General features: G+C 73.1%; 18 protein-coding genes and 1 pseudogene. 12 read left to right on the top strand and 7 right to left on the bottom strand.

Features of this window, described 5'->3' with window-relative positions:
• Nucleotides 1–200 precede the first annotated feature (200 nt).
• The 4 genes from HS045_RS20855 (at nucleotide 201) to HS045_RS20840 (ending at nucleotide 4989) form a co-directional block, all read left to right on the top strand.
• Complete coding sequence (locus tag HS045_RS20855) at nucleotides 201–1403, top strand: hypothetical protein (protein WP_196453136.1); 1203 nt, start codon at nucleotides 201–203, stop codon at nucleotides 1401–1403.
• A 52-nt stretch (nucleotides 1404–1455) separates the two neighbouring features.
• Complete coding sequence (locus HS045_RS20850) at nucleotides 1456–2859, top strand: cytochrome ubiquinol oxidase subunit I (RefSeq protein ID WP_196453135.1); 1404 nt, start codon at nucleotides 1456–1458, stop codon at nucleotides 2857–2859.
• A gap of 10 nt (nucleotides 2860–2869) precedes the next feature.
• Complete coding sequence (gene cydB / locus HS045_RS20845) at nucleotides 2870–3847, top strand: cytochrome d ubiquinol oxidase subunit II (RefSeq protein ID WP_196453134.1); 978 nt, start codon at nucleotides 2870–2872, stop codon at nucleotides 3845–3847.
• Nucleotides 3848–3981: 134 nt separating this feature from the next.
• A complete protein-coding gene (locus tag HS045_RS20840; RefSeq protein ID WP_230884513.1) occupies nucleotides 3982–4989 on the top strand; it encodes a nitroreductase family protein in 1008 nt (335 codons plus the stop codon).
• Nucleotides 4990–5068: 79 nt separating this feature from the next.
• On the opposite strand, the gene HS045_RS20835 is transcribed toward HS045_RS20840, so the two are convergent.
• Nucleotides 5069–5617, bottom strand: coding sequence for a hypothetical protein (locus tag HS045_RS20835; protein WP_196453133.1), 549 nt, complete (start codon nucleotides 5615–5617; stop codon nucleotides 5069–5071).
• Between the two features lie 84 nt (nucleotides 5618–5701).
• Between HS045_RS20835 and HS045_RS20830 the strand changes: the two genes are divergently transcribed.
• The 6 genes from HS045_RS20830 to HS045_RS20805 all read left to right on the top strand — a co-directional run bounded on the left by HS045_RS20830 (nucleotide 5702) and on the right by HS045_RS20805 (nucleotide 11743).
• Nucleotides 5702–6442, top strand: a complete 741-nt coding sequence (locus HS045_RS20830) for an MOSC domain-containing protein (protein WP_196453132.1) — start codon at nucleotides 5702–5704, stop codon at nucleotides 6440–6442.
• Between the two features lie 309 nt (nucleotides 6443–6751).
• Nucleotides 6752–7045, top strand: coding sequence for an MTH1187 family thiamine-binding protein (locus HS045_RS20825; RefSeq protein ID WP_196453746.1), 294 nt, complete (start codon nucleotides 6752–6754; stop codon nucleotides 7043–7045).
• A 129-nt stretch (nucleotides 7046–7174) separates the two neighbouring features.
• Nucleotides 7175–8290, top strand: a complete 1116-nt coding sequence (locus HS045_RS20820) for an MBL fold metallo-hydrolase (protein WP_196453131.1) — start codon at nucleotides 7175–7177, stop codon at nucleotides 8288–8290.
• A 377-nt stretch (nucleotides 8291–8667) separates the two neighbouring features.
• Nucleotides 8668–9231, top strand: coding sequence for a signal peptidase II (locus tag HS045_RS20815; protein ID WP_196453130.1), 564 nt, complete (start codon nucleotides 8668–8670; stop codon nucleotides 9229–9231).
• A gap of 67 nt (nucleotides 9232–9298) precedes the next feature.
• Nucleotides 9299–9673, top strand: coding sequence for a DUF4259 domain-containing protein (locus HS045_RS20810; RefSeq protein ID WP_196453129.1), 375 nt, complete (start codon nucleotides 9299–9301; stop codon nucleotides 9671–9673).
• A gap of 192 nt (nucleotides 9674–9865) precedes the next feature.
• Complete coding sequence (locus tag HS045_RS20805; RefSeq protein ID WP_196453128.1) at nucleotides 9866–11743, top strand: hypothetical protein; 1878 nt, start codon at nucleotides 9866–9868, stop codon at nucleotides 11741–11743.
• Nucleotides 11744–11800: 57 nt separating this feature from the next.
• On the opposite strand, the pseudogene HS045_RS34785 reads toward HS045_RS20805, so the two are convergent.
• The 6 genes and pseudogenes from HS045_RS34785 to HS045_RS20780 all read right to left on the bottom strand — a co-directional run.
• Nucleotides 11801–12175: pseudogene (locus HS045_RS34785) on the bottom strand (phosphotransferase); the annotation flags it as partial.
• Between the two features lie 15 nt (nucleotides 12176–12190).
• Complete coding sequence (locus HS045_RS34780; protein WP_230884511.1) at nucleotides 12191–12394, bottom strand: hypothetical protein; 204 nt, start codon at nucleotides 12392–12394, stop codon at nucleotides 12191–12193.
• A 62-nt stretch (nucleotides 12395–12456) separates the two neighbouring features.
• Complete coding sequence (locus tag HS045_RS20795; RefSeq protein ID WP_196453127.1) at nucleotides 12457–12954, bottom strand: hypothetical protein; 498 nt, start codon at nucleotides 12952–12954, stop codon at nucleotides 12457–12459.
• A gap of 268 nt (nucleotides 12955–13222) precedes the next feature.
• Nucleotides 13223–14299 (bottom strand): cation diffusion facilitator family transporter, encoded by a 1077-nt coding sequence (locus tag HS045_RS20790; protein ID WP_230884510.1) that lies wholly within the window; start codon nucleotides 14297–14299, stop codon nucleotides 13223–13225.
• Between the two features lie 42 nt (nucleotides 14300–14341).
• Nucleotides 14342–15160, bottom strand: a complete 819-nt coding sequence (locus HS045_RS20785; RefSeq protein ID WP_196453126.1) for a DNA polymerase beta superfamily protein — start codon at nucleotides 15158–15160, stop codon at nucleotides 14342–14344.
• Nucleotides 15157–15810 (bottom strand): DNA polymerase beta superfamily protein, encoded by a 654-nt coding sequence (locus HS045_RS20780; RefSeq protein ID WP_230884642.1) that lies wholly within the window; start codon nucleotides 15808–15810, stop codon nucleotides 15157–15159. Before HS045_RS20780 ends, HS045_RS20785 begins: the two co-directional genes overlap by 4 nt.
• A gap of 197 nt (nucleotides 15811–16007) precedes the next feature.
• On the opposite strand from HS045_RS20780, the gene HS045_RS20775 reads away from it, so the two are divergent.
• Together HS045_RS20775 and HS045_RS20770 are read left to right on the top strand one after the other, a co-directional pair.
• On the top strand, nucleotides 16008–17372 hold the full coding sequence (locus tag HS045_RS20775) for an ABC transporter substrate-binding protein (protein WP_196453124.1): 1365 nt from the start codon (nucleotides 16008–16010) through the stop codon (nucleotides 17370–17372).
• A gap of 44 nt (nucleotides 17373–17416) precedes the next feature.
• Entirely contained in the window at nucleotides 17417–19042 is a 1626-nt protein-coding gene (locus HS045_RS20770) for a methyl-accepting chemotaxis protein (protein WP_196453123.1), read from the top strand.
• The last annotated feature ends 43 nt before the right edge of the window (nucleotides 19043–19085 follow it).

Below are 19085 nucleotides of genomic sequence, written 5' to 3'. Positions count from 1 at the left end.
GAAACCGGATCACTCCGGACCTCCCCCCGCCCGGGTGACTCTAACCCGTGCCCGGCCGCCGGAGGCCCGTCATGATCGATCGCCATCGTAAGGCAGGGACCCGGGCCCCTGCGGGCCGGAGGTCCCGCCCGGCAGGGTCTTTCGGCCCCTGTGCCGGACACCGGCAGACGGTCGAATGGGGGAGACGGTAGGAGGACGACATGGTGATGCACCGGCCGCGGACCGGGGACGGTTCGCACGCGCCGCCCGCATACGCGCCGCCCGGAGTCGTGGACGGCCCGCAGGCCCGGCCGGGCCCCGCAGCGGGCCCCGGGACGCGGAGCCCGCTGCGCGCGGTCCAGAACCGCCTGGTGAACCCGTTCGTCCGCCGTCTGCTCCGCTCCCCCCTGCACGACCTGCTGAGCGCCTCGGTCGCCCTGGTGACGGTGGAGGGCCGCAGGACCGGCAGGCGGATCACGGTGCCCGCGAACTACGTGGCCAGGGACGGCGAGCTGCTGCTGGTCAGCCACCGCGACCGGATGTGGTGGCGCAACCTGTCCGGGCCCGGCGGCGCCCCGGTCCGCGTGCGCCTGCGCGGACGCGAGTGGGAGGGCGTCGCGAGCGTGTCCGCGGACGTCCACCGGGTGGCCGAGACCCTGCTGGAGATGGCGTCGGCCCCCGGCCGGCCCGCGGGGGCGGCCCCGCCCGCCTGGGCCCGCGACGGGGTGGCGATCCGGATCCGCCTGGAGCGGCCGGTTCCCGGCGGGCCGGGCGCGGGGGGCGCGCGCGGCCTGTGGCGGCGCTGGTTCCTGGCCACCCTGGCCGGGGAGATCGCCGGTTTCGCCCTGCCCGCCGTGGTCGCGGCCCTGGTGGTCGGCTCCGCGCGGCTCGGGCCGCTGGCCCAGGTCTTCCTGCTGGTCCTGGCGGGCGCGGGGGAGGGCGCCCTGCTCGGCCTCGGCCAGGCGTACGCGCTGCGCGGCGCGCTGCCCTCGGTGCCGACGCGCACGTGGGTGCGGGCGACCGCGGCCGGGGCCACGGTCGCCTGGACGATCGGCTCGGTCCCCGTGCTGCTCGGCGAGGGGCTGACGGCCGTCCCCTGGCCGCTGCTGGCCGTCATGGGCCCGGCCCTGCTGGTGTCGATGGGGCTGTTCCAGTGGCGCGTGCTGCGCGGCCGCGTCGCCGGGGCGTGGCGGTGGATCGTGGCGAGCACCGGGGGCTGGTGCATGGGCCTGGCGGCCTTCGGCCTCGTGACCACCCCGCTCTGGCAGCCGGGGCAGTCGCCGCCGCTCGTGGTGCTCATCGGGATGCTCGGCGCGGTGGCGATGGCCGCCACGGTGGCGGCCGTCACCGGGACCACGCTGGTCGGGATGGTGGGGGCGGGACCAAGGTCCCTGCGGAGGGGGACGGCAGACCCTACGGAGTGACTCCGCCGCGTCGGGACGATTGCCGGGAAATCACTCGTGAGACGGAGTCCCCATGGACGTCTTGGACCTCTCCCGCTGGCAATTCGGGATCACCACGGTCTACCACTTCCTCTTCGTGCCGCTGACGATCGGGTTGTCGATCATCGTCGCGGGCCTGCAGACCGCCTGGCACCGGACGAAGAAGCCGGCCTACCTGCGGCTGACGAAGTTCTGGGGCAAGCTCTTCCTGATCAACTTCGCGATGGGGGTGGTCACCGGCATCGTGCAGGAGTTCCAGTTCGGCATGAACTGGAGTGACTACTCCCGCTTCGTCGGCGACGTGTTCGGTGCCCCGCTGGCCATGGAAGGGCTGATGGCCTTCTTCCTGGAGTCCACCTTCCTCGGACTGTGGATCTTCGGCTGGGACCGGCTCCCGCCCCGGCTCCACCTGATGACGATCTGGCTGGCCGCGATCGGCACCAACCTGTCGGCCTACTTCATCCTGGCGGCCAACTCCTGGATGCAGCACCCGGTCGGCTACCGGCTCAACCCGGAGACCGGCCGCGCGGAGCTCACCGACATCTGGGCGGTGCTCACGAACGTCACCACCCTGGCCACCTTCCCGCACGTCATCTTCGGCGCGTTCGTCACCGCCGGCGCGTTCGTCGCCGGCGTCAGCGCCTGGAAGCTGCTCAAGAAGCAGGACGTCGAACTGTTCCGCACCTCGGCGCGCCTGGCGATGGCCGTCGCCCTGGTCGCCTCGGCCGGGGTCGCCTTCAGCGGCCACTGGCAGGCGCAGATCATGACCGAGCAGCAGCCGATGAAGATGGCCGCCGCCGAGGCGCTGTGGGAGGACGAGAGCTCCGCCGGATTCTCGCTGTTCGCCGTCGGCGACGTGGAGAACGGCCGCAACCACGTCAACCTGCAGATCCCGTACGGCCTCAGCCTGCTGGCCACCAACACCCTGGACGGCGAGGTCGAGGGCATCAACGACATCCAGGCCCGCTACCAGGCCCTGTACGGCCCCGGCGACTACCGGCCGAGCGTCGGCCTGGCCTACTGGACCTTCCGTCTGATGATCGGCTTCGGCGTGCTGGCCGGGCTGCTCGCCCTGACCGGGCTCTGGCTCACCCGCCGGGGCCGGCTGCCGCGCAGCCCCTGGTTCTACCGGCTGGCCGTCCTGGGCATCGGCCTGCCGTTCCTGGCCAACTCGATGGGCTGGATCTTCACCGAGATGGGCCGCCAGCCGTGGACCGTCTACGGGATCATGAGCACCGCCTCGGCGGTCTCCCCCGGGGTGGACGTCGCCGAGGTCGCCACCACGCTGGTCGGCTTCACCCTGCTCTACGGGGTGCTCGCGGTGATCGAGATCCGGCTGCTGCTCAAGTTCATCAAGATCGGTCCCGTGGAAGGGGTGACCGATCCCTCCGGCGAGTCCGAGACCGGGACCGGCGCCGCCCCCGCGCTCTCCTACTGAGGATCCCCCCATGGAACTCACCACCGTCTGGTTCCTGCTCATCGCCATCCTGTGGATCGGCTACTTCGTCCTGGAGGGCTTCGACTTCGGCGTCGGCATCCTGCTGCCGTTCGTCAGCCGGGACGAGACCGACCGCAGGACCGTCCTGGCCACCATCGGCCCCGTCTGGGACGGCAACGAGGTCTGGCTGCTGGTCGCCGGCGGCGCCACCTTCGCCGCCTTCCCCGAGTGGTACGCCACCCTGTTCAGCGGCTTCTACCTGCCGCTCTTCCTCATCCTCGTCGCGCTCATCCTGCGCGGGGTGGCCATCGAGTACCGCAACAAGAGCGACAGCACCCGCGGCTGGGACCGCTGCCTGTTCTTCGGCTCGCTGCTGCCGGCCCTGCTGTGGGGCGTGGCCTTCGCCAACATCGTCCGCGGCGTGCCGCTGGACGCCGACCACGAGTACACCGGCTCGCTGCTGACCCTGCTCAACCCCTACGCGCTGCTGGGCGGCCTGGCCACGCTGACGCTGTTCACCCTGCACGGAGCGCTCTTCCTGGCGCTGCGCACCACCGGCGAGCTGCGCGCCCGCGCGGTGGGCTGGGCCAAGAAGGCCGGCGTGGCCGCGCTGGTCGCCGGCGGCGCCTTCCTGGTGATCACCCAGGTCACGGTCGGCAAGCCGGCCACCTGGGCCACCGCCGCGTCGGCCGCGCTCGGCATCGCCGGTGCGCTCCTGGCGACCCTGCGCGGCCGGGACGGCTGGGCGTTCACCGCGAACGCGGTGGCGATCCTCGCGGTGACCGTCACCCTCTTCGGGAACCTGTGGCCGAACGTGATGCCCGCGCTCGACCCGGCCAACAGCCTGACCGTCACCAACGCCGCCTCCACGCCCTACACCCTCACGGTGATGACCTGGGTCGCGGGCATCTTCACCCCCGTGGTCCTGGCCTACCAGGGCTGGACGTACTGGGTGTTCCGCAAGCGCCTGACCCAGGGCAGGGCGTAGCCCCCGGCCGGTTGCCAAGGTCCTCCCCCGGGGGGACCTTCGGCGCTTATCCCGCCTGATCCGCCCGGGGATGCTGAAGGCACAGGCAGGCCGACGAGAGGACGCCGGCCGGGAGCGGGATGCGAGGTGCGGAGATGAACGTTCACCCGGTGGGGAGCAAGACGCCCGAGGAGACCGCTTTCGCGCTCCGCACGGCGGTGGAGGCCGCCGTGCACGCGCCGTCGGTGCACAACACCCAGCCGTGGGCCTTCACGATCGAGGACGGGGAGATCCGGCTGGACGCCGACCCCGACCGCGGCCTGCGGGTCGGCGACCCGGCCGGCCGCGAACTCCTGATCAGCTGCGGCGCCGCCCTGCTGAACGTGCGGCTGACCCTGCTCAAGCTCGGCTACGAGCCGCAGGTGCGCGTGCTGCCCGACCCGGACCGCCCCAGCCTGCTGGCGACGGTCCGGATCGGCGGGCAGGCGCCGTCCGACGAGCACACCCGGCTGCTGCACGCCCAGATCGAGCGCCGCCGCACCCACCGGGCGGGCTTCACCGACCTGCCGGTGCCGGAGCGCCTGATCGAGGCGCTCGTCGCCCAGGCGTCCGCCGAGGGCGCGCGCCTGGCCCCGGTCCGCTCGGAGGCCTCGGTCCGGGTGCTCGCCGCGCTGACCTGCGCCGCGCAGGACGTGCAGGCCCAGGACCGGGTCTCCGGCCTGGAGGTGGTCCGCTGGGCCCGCCCGCCCGGCAGCTCCCGCAGGGACGGCGTCCCGGCGCAGGCCTATCCCCGGGCGACCGGCCGGACCGACCCCCTCTTCGCCCAGCGGGACTACGCCCGCGGCCACCCCTGGGGCCACGCCGCCGACCAGTTCGCCGCGACCTCCGCCGGGGTGGTGGCGGTGCTGACCACCCCCGGCGACTCCCGGGAGGCCTGGATCACCGCGGGGCAGGCGCTGCAGCGCGTCCTGCTGCACGCCTTCGCCTACGGGGTCAGCGCGGCGTTCCACACCCAAGCGCTGGAGATGTTCCACCTGCGGGAGTTCCTGCGCCAGGAGCTCTGCTCGGGGGAGTACCCGCAGATGATCATGCGGTTGGGCTTCACCTTCGACGACACGCCGGGCGTCCGGCGGCCGGTCTCCGAGGTGCTGCAGGAGCGCTGAGCGCCGGCTCCCGCCCCGCCCGTCCCGGGCGGGGACCCGGTCGGCCCGGCGTCCGTACGGCGCGCCCGCGCGGAGCGGTTCAGTCCCGGGCGTGCTCCCAGGAGGGGTCCCGGTAGAGCACCACGGTGGTGCCGCGCAGCAGTTCGTCCGGGGCCGAGACCAGGACGAGCTCGCCCGCCGCCTCCAGGCCCCGCAGGACGTCGCGCACCCGGGGGCCGACCGGCAGCCGGCCCACCGGCAGGCCCAGGGCGTCCCGGACGGCGTCGGCGACCTGGGAGAGCCGGAACGGCCCGGGCAGCAGGGCGATCAGCGCGCGGACCACGTCGACGGTGATCACCGCCTCGGCCTCGGCGCAGGCGAGCTGCCACTGCAGCTGCGCCCTGCGCCGTCCGCTCCCGGCGCAGGAGGTGCAGGGCTGGGCGTAGTCGGGCACGATCTGCTCGGTCCCGGAGCCCAGGCAGGTGGTGCACTGGTCGGTCTCCATCGCGTGCAGCTCGGCCGCCGCCCGGTCGCCCAGCTGCTTTCCGCAGAGGCAGAGATAGACCCGGAAACCGCCGCTGACCAGCGCGAGGTCGTCGGCGTCGTCGGGGATCTCCTCCCACAGCGCGGTGATCGTGTGTTCTCTCATGACCCCGCGACTCTACCGACCCGCCCGGGACGGCAGCGCCGGAAGGCGTCCTCGGAGACATCGGGAATCGCTACTTTAGGGGACATGACGACATATCGCGGGAGCGTTCAGCGGGTGCTGCGCTGGCCGGTGAAGTCACTGCGGGGCGAGGAGGTCGGGCAGGCGCGGTTCGACGCGCGGGGCATGGCCGGGGACCGCGCCTACGCGCTGGTCGACGGGCGCGAGCACCACGTCGGCAGGCTGCTGACCGTGCGGCAGCGCGCCGAGATGCTCCACTGGCGCAGCGGTTACCCGGGGGACGACGGGGCCGCCGACGGCGTGCCGACGCTGACGGCGCCGGACGGGTCCGAGTGGAAGTGGGACGATCCCGGCCTGGCCGGGGCGCTGGCGGAGTCGCTGGGGACGCCGCTGCGCCTGCGGGCCGCCGACGGCCAGCAGGACCGGGGGCCCACCGTGCTGGTGACGACCGAGGCCTCCCGGGCCGCGCTGGAGGAGGAGCTGGGAGCGCCGGTGGACCTGCGCAGGTTCCGGCCGAACCTCCACCTCGCGCTGGACGCCCCCGCCTTCGCCGAGGAGGGGTGGACGGCCGGAACCGTGGTCACCGTGGGGGACGTGGAGCTCGCGGTGGAGGGGCCCGAGGCGGGGCCGTGCATCCGGTGCGCGGTGCCGAGCTGGGACCCGGACGGGCGCGAGCGCTGGCCGGGACTGCAGAAACGGCTCATCGAGCGGCACGCGAACGCGTTCGGAGTGATCATGAGGGTGTCCCGCCCCGGTACCGTCCGCAGGGGGGACCCGGCGGCGGCGGTCCCGGTCACCGGAGCGTGATCCGGGGCGCGCACGGATCCGGCCGCCCGGAGAAGCGGGCGGGTCGCAGCGGGCCACAGTGGGTCGCAGCGGGCCACAGTGGATCACGGCGGGCCGCGGCCGGTCGCGGCGGGCCGCGGCCGGTCGCGGCGGGCTGCAGCGGGTCGCGGCGGGCTGTAGCGGGTCGCGCGGGGTCACGGCGGCGCGGCGGGCCGCAGCGGGGCGTCGCGCCGGGAACGGAAGACCCGGGAACGGAAGACCCGGGAACGGAAGACCCGGGAACGGAAGACCCGGGACGGGCTCCCGGGTGGGGAGGAGACGGAGATGTCAGTGCTCGTGGCGTTCAGCGTGACGCCGATCGGGGCCGGGGAGGACGTCGGTGAGATCGTCGCCGAGGCCGTCCGGGTGGTGCGGGCCTCCGGCCTGCCGAACCGGACCGATGCGATGTTCACCACAGTGGAGGGGGAGGACTGGGACGAGGTGATGTCCGTGGTCAGGGCCGCGGTGGCGGCGGTCGAGGCCCGGTGCGGACGGGTCAGCCTGGTGCTGAAGGCCGACATCCGCGAGGGCGGGGGCGGCCGGATGGACGCCAAGGTCGCCACCGTGGAGCGGCATCTGGCGTGACCGCGCGGCGGCCGGGGCCCGTCCCCCGGCCGCCGTCGCCCCCCCCCCGCGGCGGCCCGCGTCCCGGGAACACCGGAGGCCGGCGACCGGTTGAACCGTCTGGATCGACGCGTGAGGGGAGTGTGCCGCATGGCGGGAAGAGGAACGGCCGGACGTCTGGTCGCGGGCGGACTGGCGCTGGCCGCCGCCGGATGGGCGTTGCGGGACGTCCCGGCGGAGCTGGGCGGCAGGATCGCCGGCGAGCGGCTGGCGCGCGTGCTCCGGTCGCCGCGGTTCCGTGACGGGGCCTTCCGCAACTCCGTCCCGGCCGATCTCGTCCCGCCGAGCAGCGCGCCGAGGCTGCTGGCCCGGATGCTCCTCGACCGGGAGGGGCGCCGTCCGGCGGGTCCCGTCCCGCTGGTGGCCTCCCCGGCCACGCCGCCGTCCGAGACCGGCCTGAGCGTCGTCTGGTACGGCCACGCGACCACGCTGGTCGAGATCGAGGGACGGCGGGTGCTGTTCGACCCGGTGTGGAGCGAGCGCGCCTCCCCCGTCCCGATGGCCGGCCCGCGGCGGCTGCACCCGCTGCCGGTCCCGCTGGCGGACCTCCCGGCGCTCGACGCGATCGCGATCTCCCACGACCACTACGACCACCTCGACCGGGCGACGGTGCGCGTGCTCGCCGCGACGCAGACCGCGCCGTTCCTGGTCCCGCTGGGCATCGGCGCCCACCTGGAGCGCTGGGGCGTGCCCCCCTCCCGCATCATCGAGCTCGACTGGGAGGAGGAGGCGATCGTCGCGGGGCTGCGGTTCACCGCCACCGCGGCCCGCCACTTCTCCGGGCGCACCCTGCGCCGCAACGACACCCTGTGGGGCTCCTGGGCGGTCGCGGGCGCGCGGCGGCGGGTGTTCTACGCCGGCGACTCCGGCTACTTCGACGGCTACGCCCGCATCGGCGCCGCGCACGGCCCCTTCGACCTGACGCTCATGCCGATCGGCGCCTACAGTCCCAGCTGGCCCGACATCCACATGGACCCCGAGCAGGCGGTCGCCGCCCACCTCGACCTGGGCGGCGAGCTGCTCCTGCCGGTGCACTGGGCGACGTTCAGCCTGGCCCTGCACCCCTGGGCCGAGCCCGTCGACCGGCTGTGGCACGAGGCCAAGGCCCGTGACGTGCGGCTCGCGATCCCCCGGCCGGGCGACCGGATCGACGTCGGCGACGTGCCGCAGCTCGACCCCTGGTGGGAGCTGCTCGGCGGGGTGTAGCACTCCGGCCTCGGGAGCCTGCCCGGCGCCTTGACCGTCGCCGTCTTGTATCGCGACCGCTTCGGGTCGCTCAGCCCCATGGACAGCCGCGGGTAAGGGCCGGCCGGGCTACGGTTCATGCCGCTCGCCCGGCGAATCTACGACGTAAAGCCACGATCTGTGTTCAGTGAAGCGGCACCGGTCCGCGCGCAGCCCGCCGGGGATACGGCCGCCCTGCAGTCAAACCGCCGCCGAGCCGGCCGGATGGGTGCCGGCCCCGGCCGTCGTTGACTCTTGCGCCGGTACACGGAGGTGAGGGGCGAGCCGTCATCGCCGTATTCGTCGACAGGCCGGTTCGCTAGATTTGCCGTGCTCGATCCCACGATTGCGAGGTAAGCATGTCGGACGAACGAAGCGCGCACGCAGGGAGACGAGGAACGCGGCGGTACGGGTGGATGCTCGTGCTGGCCGTCATGGTCCTTCTCGCCGACCAGGCCTCCAAGGTGTGGGCGATCTCGGCGCTGGCCGAAGGTGAACCCGTCTCGGTGGTTCCGGGGGTGATTCGGCTGCGGCTGTTGTTCAACCCGGGTGCCGCCTTCTCGATCGGGGAGGGGGCGACGTGGGTGTTCACCCTAGTGGCGGCCGCGGCCGCGGCCGGCATCGCGTATGTCGGGCGGCGGCTGCGCTCGGCGGCGTGGACCGTGGCGTTGGGCGGGCTGCTGGGCGGCGCCGCCTCTCACCTGCTGGACCGCCTGTTCCGCCCGCCCGGCTTCGCCCGGGGCCACGTCGTCGACTTCATCGACTACGGCGGGCTGTTCGTCGGCAACCTGGCCGACATCGCCCTCACCGGAAGCTGCGCCTTCGTGATTCTGCTCAGTGCGCGGGGCGTCTCCCTCGACGGCACACCCGACTCGGGCCTCGGCGCCCCCACCTCCTCCGGGAGCTCGTCGGCCAGAGCCTGAGCCGACGGCTCAAGGCGGCCCCGGCCCGGTGCCTGCCTCAGCGGTGACGTGTGTCCGGAGAGATCGAATGGGGACATGGGGCCCGGGCAATTTCAACGACGACACGGCGGCGGACCATCTTTCGATCATCACCGATCGACTGATCACCGAGGTCGCCGAGGCGATGTCGGGCGATCCGCTCCATATCGAGCCCGACGAGTACTGGGGCGTCGCAGTGCCGTGCAACCTCGAACTGCTGTACGTCATCGCCCAGCAGCGCTACGTCGGCGCCCAACTGCCCGAAGCGGACATGATCGCGCAATGGAAGAGGGCGTACATGACCGTCTGGGACAAAACGATAGGCAACCTGGAGCCGCGTCCGGAGTACCGCACGCAGCGGCGCGCGACCCTCGTCCAGACGTTCGACCAGTTGGCCGAACTAGCCGCTCGGCATCAGGCATAGTGCCGCCGAAATCGAGCTCAGGCCTGCGGCTCAGGATGAAAAGAGGACATCACCCGCCCGGGCGCCGGTCTGTCTGACCGAAGTGCCGGACTGCTGGCCGTGCTCTGCCCGCGGCAGACACAAGCCCGCCTCCCGGGGGGCAGCCATCAGGTATCAACACGCATACCGATGGCCCGAGGCGTCGCATACGACATGGCACGACAGAACACATCCGGACATACCTCTAAGATCATCTACATCGTTACACGAATCTGGGCCGCCGCCGGCCGATACCGCTTCGGGCGCGCCGCCGCCGTCGTCGTCGCGCTCTACCTGTCCGCCGTGGCCGTCGCCGCGGTGCTCGCCGTCGTGTCCGGCGACCCGTCGGCGCTTTCGTCGGCCACGATGACCACAACCTGGGTCCTCCTCTACGCGCACCACGGGCAGGAAGGCTGGCTCGGGCCTCTGCTCATCGGGATCTGCGGGCTCAACGCGTGGATGCTGTGGCAGGTGCTGCGCGGTCCTGCGCTGCCGCGCACCGAGGGGTTGACGCCCGGCGTGGTCTGGCTGCGGCGCCTGCTGTATGCGGGCGTCGCCGGCGACCTGGTGGTCTGGGAGCTCGTCGAAGAGCTGTCCGACGCCGTGGAGGACGTCGGGAGCCTGCTGCTGTGGGCCGTCACGGTGGTCCTGCTGACGCGGGTCGTCGGTGGGGTCTCGGCCCGGTTCCGGGTCGTCGCTCTCGTGCTCGGCCTGACCGGCGTGCTGGCCCCGGCGCCGCTGCTTCTCCTCGGCGATCCCGACCTCTCGATGATCAGCTTCCTGGGGCTGGCGAGCTGCGGCTGGACGGTGATGATCCTCATCGGGCAGCGCCGCGACGGGCGGTGGAGCAACGCCACGATCGAGGTCGGCAGGATCGCCCTCGTCGTCCTGCTGGCCTCCCCCCTGCGCACTCTCGCCCTCCAGAGTGAGTCGTTGCTGCTCAACGGCCTGGGGATCGTGATCGGCACGCTCGGCATGTTGAGCACGGTGTGGCTGGCGCGCACCGCGCACGAACTCGCCGGACCCGGAGGCACGCCCGCTGCGGAAACCACCGCGTCGCCCGCCACCGGCCGCGGGCGGCTGCGGTTCGTCGCCGTCGCGCTCGTGCTGCCGCTCATCGCGGTCGGCGCCGAGGAAGGCGCCCAGCTGAGCTTCACCGGCGCCGACGAGGACTGCTTCGAGCGGATCGGCTCCTACGCCGACACCCGGCCGCGGGACCGGCAGCAGGCGTTCCTGTGCCTGGCCCGGGGCGGCACCCCCACCGGGACGCCGATGTTCCCCGAGGACCTGCCGGACCAGCGCATCCTGGTCCACGGCAGAAAACTGTGCGCGGCGCCCGGCGCCGAGGAGCGCCAGGCGCTGCTGCGGCGGGCCGGAGGGTCGGCGGACGCGGCCGAACTCAGTGATGCCCTGGAGTTCCTGTGCCCCGACGTCATCACCCGGCAGCGGGCCGAGGAGGCGCGCGAACAGGCCCGCCGGGAACGCGAGCAGCAGCGGGAGTGGGCCGCGTGGAAGGCCGAGGCGAACGCCCGGTGCACCGATCCCTGGCCGAGAGTGCGGGCCGGGCGGCAGGGCACCGCCGCGTACCTGCTCTTCGAAGGGGGCGGCTACGCCGTCTTCGACGACCGCGACCACACCGAAGGCGCGAGCGGCGACATCTTCAAGGCCATCGACGAGGGGTTCATCGACGCCGTCGGCAGCAGCGCCGCCATCACGACCGGCGGCGAGAACGCGCCGATGTGTCTGACGGTCAAGGCCTTCGGCGCCGCCCCGCCGCTGCGGCTCAACGGCTGGGACCGGGTGGTCGAGGTGGGCATCGCCAGCCGCACCGGCCGCCTGGTCGTCCCGCCCTACCCCGAGGGCGGCGACAGCGGAGCGATCCGGCCGCTGCCCAACCTGGCTGTCGACGGCCCCGGCCGCTACCGGATGCGCGTCTACGCCCGCTCGTTCGAGTGGGACGAGGACGACCCCGATGCGCCCGTCGAGGAGCACCTGATCGTCGTCTATCCCGGTCGCTCCACGGAGAAGATCGTCCATCGCCCGTGGCGGTGACCGGTTCGCATCTGGGGGCGTGTTCGGGATGCACCGCTGTGGCGGACGGTGATCGGATCACGGTGCGCAGCGCTTTCCCACCCCGTTCGGCCGGGCTACCGGAAGGCCGATGAGGCGCCGCAGCGCCGCGCGGGCGGGCGGGCCCCACGTGGCCTTGCCGCCTGGGCGGCCGCGGACGCCGGCCTCGCCGATGAGGATGCCGCTGAGGGCGCGTCCCACCGCCCATCCACGGGCGCGGCGCAGGGTCGCGTCGTCCAGGGCTGGCCGGTAGGCGAAGCGGAAGTGGCCGACGGCGCCGTCCGGCAGCATGATCCAGGCGGCGGCGAGGTCGCAGGCCGGATCGCCCGCACGCAGGTCACCGAAGTCGATCACCGCGCAGATGGTGCCGTCCGCGGTCAGGACGCTGGCCGGATGCAGGTCGCCGTGCAGCCATAACGCCGGGCCGGTTCAGCCGGGCGCGGCGGCGGCATCGTCCCAGATCGCGCGTACGGCGTCCGGGTCGGGAATCAGTCCCCTCTCGGTGGCCTCGGCGAGCTGCCTGGCGAACCCCTCGGTGTGGTCGGCGAGCGGTCCTCCGCATTCCGCGAAGCGTATCGACGCCAGATAACGCCGCTGAAACCCTGCCGAACAGCGCCGCGCGTCACAGAGCACCGTGCCAGGAGTGGGTCGTGGGCGATGTCCGGCGCCGCTGCGCACCGCCGGCGCTTCGGAGTTCAAGCGTGCCGGAACAGCCAGACCGCGGTGCACGAGGCGCGATCTTCATGGTCCGGGTGCCGCACGGGGAAGGGGACGTCCCAGAACACCTGGATCGTGTGCCAGACGGCCTTGTCGTCGGCGAACAGGGCGGCGGGCAGGGAGACCGCGTGCGTGCCGTCCTCCAGCGCGTGGAAACCGCAGCCGTCCACCGGCTGAAGCCTGCTGCAGGTCCACCGGTCGACCCTGCTGGTCGGGATGCCGTCAGCGCCCACGGCGTCGAACGTCATGACGCTTACGGACAACGGCTGGGCGGTGGTTTCCAGCGTCAACTCGGCCGGCCCCTGAAGGCGGTGCGCGGCCGGCCATGCGAGAGCGGTGGGAGCAGGTGCGGCCGGGACGCCGCTGACCGCTTCCCAGTCGCTGCCGGCCAGTGGGAGCGCCATCCCGTTCAACGAGGCTTCCGGAGGCTGCTGGGTGAACTCGACACGCTGATACGACTGCCATGGCGTTTCCATGCGAGGTGCCTTCTTGTGCGGGGTTCGGTGCAGGCGCGGGCCGGCTGCAGGAGGACGAGACCGAGGATCACGTCGAAGGACGATTCCGCTTCGGCAGGCGGGTCGCTCGCCTCGCCCACCGGTATCACGGGGTCGAAGCCGGCCAGGGGAGGCCACGGGATCTCGCCCCGCCGTAGCGCGAGCAGGTCGCGGCCCGCCGGGGCGGCGCGTTCCGCCTGCTCACGGGTCCAGCCCTCAGCGGGGGAGCGGTCCCCCACGGTGTCGGCGTTCACCGGTGGCCGGCGAGCAGGGCGTGGTGGTCGGCACCGTCCACCGGCCGGGGGTCGGTGTGCACCGTGGCGGCGGCCAGCCGGGGCAGCGCGTGCAGCAGGGCGTGCTCGGCCGCGACCGCGACCCGGTGGGCGGCGACCACCGACAGGGTGTGGTCCACCACGATCTGGCAGTCGGCCTCCAGCCGGTGACCGACCCACCGCAGCCGGACCCGCCCCACCTGCAGGACCCCGCCGGTGGCGCACAGCGCCGCCCGCGCCCGGGCGGTCACGGCGGGGTCGACCGCGTCCATCAGCCGGTGGCAGATCTGCCGGGAGGCCTGCGCCAGCACGCCCGCGATCGCCGCGGCGATCAGCAGGCCGACCACCGGGTCGGCCCGGTCCCAGCCCGCCGCGGCGCCGCCGGCGCCGATCAGGACCGCCAGGGAGGTGAACCCGTCGGCGCGGGCGTGCAGGCCGTCGGCGACCAGCGCCGCCGAGCCGATCCTGCGGCCGACGCGGATGCGGTAGCGGGCCACCAGCTCGTTTCCGGCGAACCCGGCCAGTCCCGCGGCCGCGACCGCCCCCAGGTGCGCGACCGGCCGAGGATGGACCAGCCGGTCGACCGCGGTCCACCCGGCGGTGATAGCCGAGGCCGCGATCACCAGCACGATGACGATCCCGGCCAGGTCCTCGGCCCGGCCGTACCCGTAGGTGTAGCGGTGGTCCGGCGCACGGCGGCCCAGCAGGAACGCGATCCCCAGCGGCACCGCCGTCAGGGCGTCGGCGGCGTTGTGCACGGTGTCGCCCAGCAGCGCCACCGACCCCGACAGCGCCACGATGGCGGCCTGGACCGCCGCGGTCAGGCCGAGCACCCCCAGCGAGATCCACAGCGCCCGCATGCCCTCGGCGCTGGACTCCAGCGCCGTGTCGATCCTGTCGGAGGCATCGTGGGCGTGCGGCCGGAGCAGGTGCGTGATCCTCGCCCAGACCCCTGCCTGCCCGTGCCCGTGCCCGTGCCCGTGCCCGTGCCCGTGGTGGTGACCATGCTGCGGGCCGTCCGGGCTCCGGCCGGCAGCGGCCTGTCGATCGCTCATACGTCCACCATGGCCCACGGCGCCGATTGCAGCACATCGACATCAGCGCAGGCCGCGCTCCTGCGAGACGGTCGCGTCACGGCCGGGGAGTCGGCTTGGAGGGGGCCCGGCCCCGGCCGCCAGGCGGGTGCGGACGACCAGGTCGTGCAGGACGCCGTCCGCGGTGGCGGCCTCCGGCAGGCGCGAGGCGTCCCGGGCCGCCTCCAGATCGGCCGTCAGCCGGGCGACGTCGCGCTCCAGCCGCGGGCGCTCCGGAGCGCCGGACGGCAGCGCCCCGTGCTCGGCGGCGCGCTTGGCCGCCATCAGCTCCCCCAGGTACGGCGGGCCGCCGCCGAGGCGGGTGAGGTCGGCCACGAGCGTGCCGGTGCGCATCAGGTGGATGCCGGTGAGCAGCACGCGGAAGGTGTACAGCAGCGGCTTGAGCTCGCCGGACCGCTCGAACAGGCGCCACTGGGTGCGCGCGAAGCCCAGGTAGTGGTGGGCGTGGTGGCGGGTGAGGCAGCCCGGCGCGGCGGCGGCCAGCTCCTCGTGGACCGACGAGGTGGCGACCACCAGTGGCGAGAGGAGCTGCTCCAGGACGTAGCCGTTGCGGCGCAGCAGCAGGCGGCAGAACTTGGCCAGGTCGTGGGTGACGAGGTCCACCTCGACGCCCCGGCGCGTCCAGGAGCGGGAGACGGTCTCGGGCCCGGTGCGCAGGCCGACGACCTGCTCCGGCGGCAGGACGTGCACGCCGCGCAGGTCGACGTCGGAGTCGTCGGAGGGGAAGCCGTACAGGTGCGCGCCGCTGACCGTGGCGAAGGCCAGGGCGTGCGGCTGCTCGGCGGCGATCTCCGGCAGCCAGGCGGGGAGCGTCGCGGTCACAGCAGGGCCTTCCGTACGGTGGTCAGGTAGTCGTCGACGGCGCGGCGGTCGGGGTGCTCGGGCAGGGCGCTCCGGTCGCCGAGGGCGGTGAGGGCGGAGCGCAGCTCGGCGCGCCAGCGCTCCACCTCCGGCCACGGGATCTCGCCCCGCCGCAGCGCCAGCAGCCGGTCGCGGTGCCCGTCCATCCGCACCAGCGGCTCGCCCTCGCGGACCAGATGCAGCCCGCTGATCATCAGCCTGATCATGTGCATGGCCTGCTTCCACTTCGGCCGCTCCGGGTCGAGCCTGCGGAACTGGGCGTCGGCGTAGCCGGTGAACGTCTCGCGGGCGCGCCGGGACAGGAACGCCCGCCGCAGCGCGAGCAGGTCGCGGCCCGCCGGGGCGGCGCGTTCGACGACCGGCGACCACAGGCACTCCAGGACCGTGGGGTTGGCCTCCAGCGCCAGCGCGCAGAACCGCTCGACCTCCCAGGAGAACTGCTCGGGCAGCGGTCCGTCGACGTGGGTCGGCGGCTTGTCCAGCCGCCAGAACAGCGGGGTGGGCGCGGCGAAGACGCCGCGCCGGTCCACGTCGGACTCCTCGGTCTCCAGCCCGTACGCGCGGGAGCCGACCACCACCGACAGCACCAGATGATCCGGGACGAACCGCATGCTCACGGGTCCAGCCTGCCAGAGGGGGAGCGGTCCCCCGTACGGGATTCCCCGGGAGGGCGGGTCTCCTGTTCCCGGCGCATCGGCCGCGCATCACGGACCCGGGTGTCCTCAAGTGGGTGTGCGATCAACCGATGGAAGACGCATGGGGCCCGCCGGACGTGTGACCGCAGGCCATTCATCGGAAGCAGGTCGCCATGGCACGTCACCGGATCAGATCGCTCGTCGGCGTCACCGCCGTCACGGGGCTGGTGGCCCTGACCGGCTGCGGTGACGCCGAACAGGGTGGGACGGCGACCGCGGCGGCCCGTTCGATCAACGTCATCATGACGGACAACCCGCAGATGAAGGACCTCGCCGAGCTGGTGGACGAGCACTTCACCAAGAAGACCGGGATCAAGGTCAACCTCACCCTGGCCGGTGAGGCCGACGTCCGGGAGAAGATCACCCAGGACGTCGCCACGCAGAGCGGCGTGTACGACGTGGCCACGATCGGCGCGTACGAAGCCCCCATCTGGGCGAGCCGGGGATGGCTCCACGAGCTGTCGAGCACCACGGAGGGCGACGCCGCCTACGACGCCGGTGACCTGCTCGCGCCGATGGTGCAGTCGCTGACCGGCTCCGACGGGAAGCTGTACGCCGTTCCCTTCTACGGCGAGTCGTCCATGCTGATGTACCGCAAGGACGTCTTCGCGGCCGAGGGCCTGAGGATGCCCGAGCGCCCCACCTGGCGGCAGGTCGCCGACCTCGCGGCGAAGGCGGACGGGTCCAGGCCCGGGATGAAGGGCATCTGCCTGCGCGGTCTCCCCAGCTGGGGACAGGTGTTCGCCCCGATGACGACCGTCGTCAACACCTTCGGCGGCACCTGGTTCGACGAGGACTGGAAGGCGCGGGTGAACTCCCCGGCCTTCGTCGAGGCGGCCGAGTTCTACGTGGACCTCGTCCGCGCCCACGGCCAGCCGGACCCGGCCGAGGCCGGGTTCGCCGAGTGCCTGGAGGCGATGGGCGGCGGCAAGGTCGCGATGTGGTACGACGCCACCTCCGCCGCGGGGCTGCTCGAGGACGGCTCGACCAGCCGGGTGGTCGGCAAGGTCGGTTACGTGTACGCGCCCGTCGAGCGCACGAAGTCCTCCGGCTGGCTGTGGACCTGGGCGTTGTCCGTCCCGTCGGCGTCGAAGAACACCGAGGACGCCGCGACCTTCGTCAAGTGGGCCACCGGCAAGGAGTACGAGCGGCTGGTCGGCGAGACGCTCGGCTGGTCCCGGGTGCCCTCGGGGAAACGGGCCAGCACGTACTCCCTGCCGGAGTACCGGCAGGCGTCCGCCGCGTTCGGCGACATCACCCTCAAGGCCATCCAGGAGGCGGACCCGGTGAACCCGGGCCTGCAGCCGCGCCCGGCCGCCGGCATCCAGTTCGTCGCCATTCCCGAGTTCGCCGACCTGGCGACGCGCATCAGCCACAACCTGGCCGACGCCTTCGAGGGGACCACGACGGTGAGGGCCGTTCTGAACCAGGGACAGTCCATGGCGTCGGAAGTCGCGCTGATCCACAGGTCCTCCTGACCGCCCGCCGACCGCCTCCCACCGCTCCGGACCGAAGGACCGCCATGTCCGCCACGCCTCGCACGACCCGCAAGCGCACCGCCCTGTCGTCCCTGCGCGACTGGTCGGTCGGCAGGAAGCTGCTGAGCGCCTTCCTCGCCGTCTGCCTGCTGATGGCCGGCATCGGCTACATCAGCATCGTCAAGCTGAACCAGTCCGAGGCGCGGATGGAGTCGCTCTACCATGACGGCCTGCGCTCGGTCGACCTCGTGGGAGCCATCACCGCCGACTTCTACGCGATCTCCGCGGACATGTCCGAGATCGCCCTCTCGCCCGACACATCCCAGTTGGAGAAGGTGCAGAAGCGGTCGGCGGCCACCGACGCCGGCCTCGACGCGCGGTGGGCGGAGTTCATCGGCACCAACGCCGATCTCCCGGAGAAGGTGCGGACCTCCTTCGAGGCGAATCTGAAGGCCTGGCGCACCCAGCGTGCCCGGCTGGACCCGTTCGCCGGCAACGGCATGAACTACGCCTTCACGGTCCTGCGGAACACCGAGGTGGAGCCGTTGGCGCACGCCGCACGCGGTCAGCTGGCAGAGCTCAAGGCGGTGGTGATGGCCGAGGCCAAGGCGTCCCGCGACGGCGCGGTCGAGGCCGCCGAGCAGGCCCGCCTCATCATCGTCGGGCTGAGCCTGCTGGCGGTGCTCCTCGCGCTCGTCCTCGCCCTCGCCCTGAGCCGCGCCATCGCCCGTCCCCTCGTCCGCGTCGCCGAGATCATCCGCGGTCTCGCCGACGGCCGTCTGGACCAGACGTCGGACGTCGCCGGAGCCGACGAGGTCGGCCAGATCGGCGAGGCGGTCGACACGTCCATCGCCAGGCTCAACACCCTGATCGGTGCGATCACCGACAGCGCCCGGCGGCTCAGCGCCTCCTCCGCGTCGCTGTCGACCGTCGCGGCGGGCATGTCCGACGGGGCGCAGCAGTCCTCGACCCGCTCCCAGGCCGTGTCCGCGGCGGCCGAGGAGATCAACGTGAACATCGCCACCATCGCCGCGGCCGGTGAAGAGCTCACCAGCACCATCAACGCGGTCGCCGAGAGCACCGCCGGCGCGAGCAGGGTCGCCGCCGACGCGGTGACCGCGGCCGGCGCGGCCGAGAACACGGTCGAGCGGCTCAGCGCCTCCAGCCAGAAGATCGGCCAGGTCGTCGCCTTCATCACCTCCATCGCGGAACAGACCAACCTGCTCGCCCTCAACGCCACCATCGAGGCCGCCCGTGCGGGCTCGGCCGGAAAGGGCTTCGCCGTCGTGGCCGGCGAGGTCAAGGAGCTCGCACGCCAGACCGCCGAGGCGACCGAGGACATCGTCGGCCGCGTCGCCGCGGCGCGCTCGGACGCGGAGGCGGTGTCGCAGACGATCCGCGAGATCACCGGCATCGTCCAGCGGATCGACTCCCTGCAGGAGGCGGTCGCCGAAGCGGTGGGCACCCAGAGCGTGACCACCAGCGAGATGGTCCGCAACGTCATGGCGGTCTCCCTGGGCTCCCAGGAGATCTCCACGAACATCTCCGAGGTGGCGACGGCCACGTCCGAGACGACCACCAGCGCGGTCCAGGCGGCCGACACCGCCAGGGAGCTGTCCCGGATGGCGGCGGACCTGCGCGACCTCGTCTCGCAGTTCCGCACCGTGTGAGGTCCCGCGGTCCGCGGCTCCAGGACTCCGGCTCCGTGCGGAC

Origin of the sequence: Planomonospora sp. ID82291 (assembly GCF_015711645.1) — a bacterium.
Classification (GTDB): domain Bacteria; phylum Actinomycetota; class Actinomycetes; order Streptosporangiales; family Streptosporangiaceae; genus Planomonospora.
Note: the sequence above shows the minus strand (reverse complement) of the source record. Positions and strands in the feature narration are given on the sequence as shown.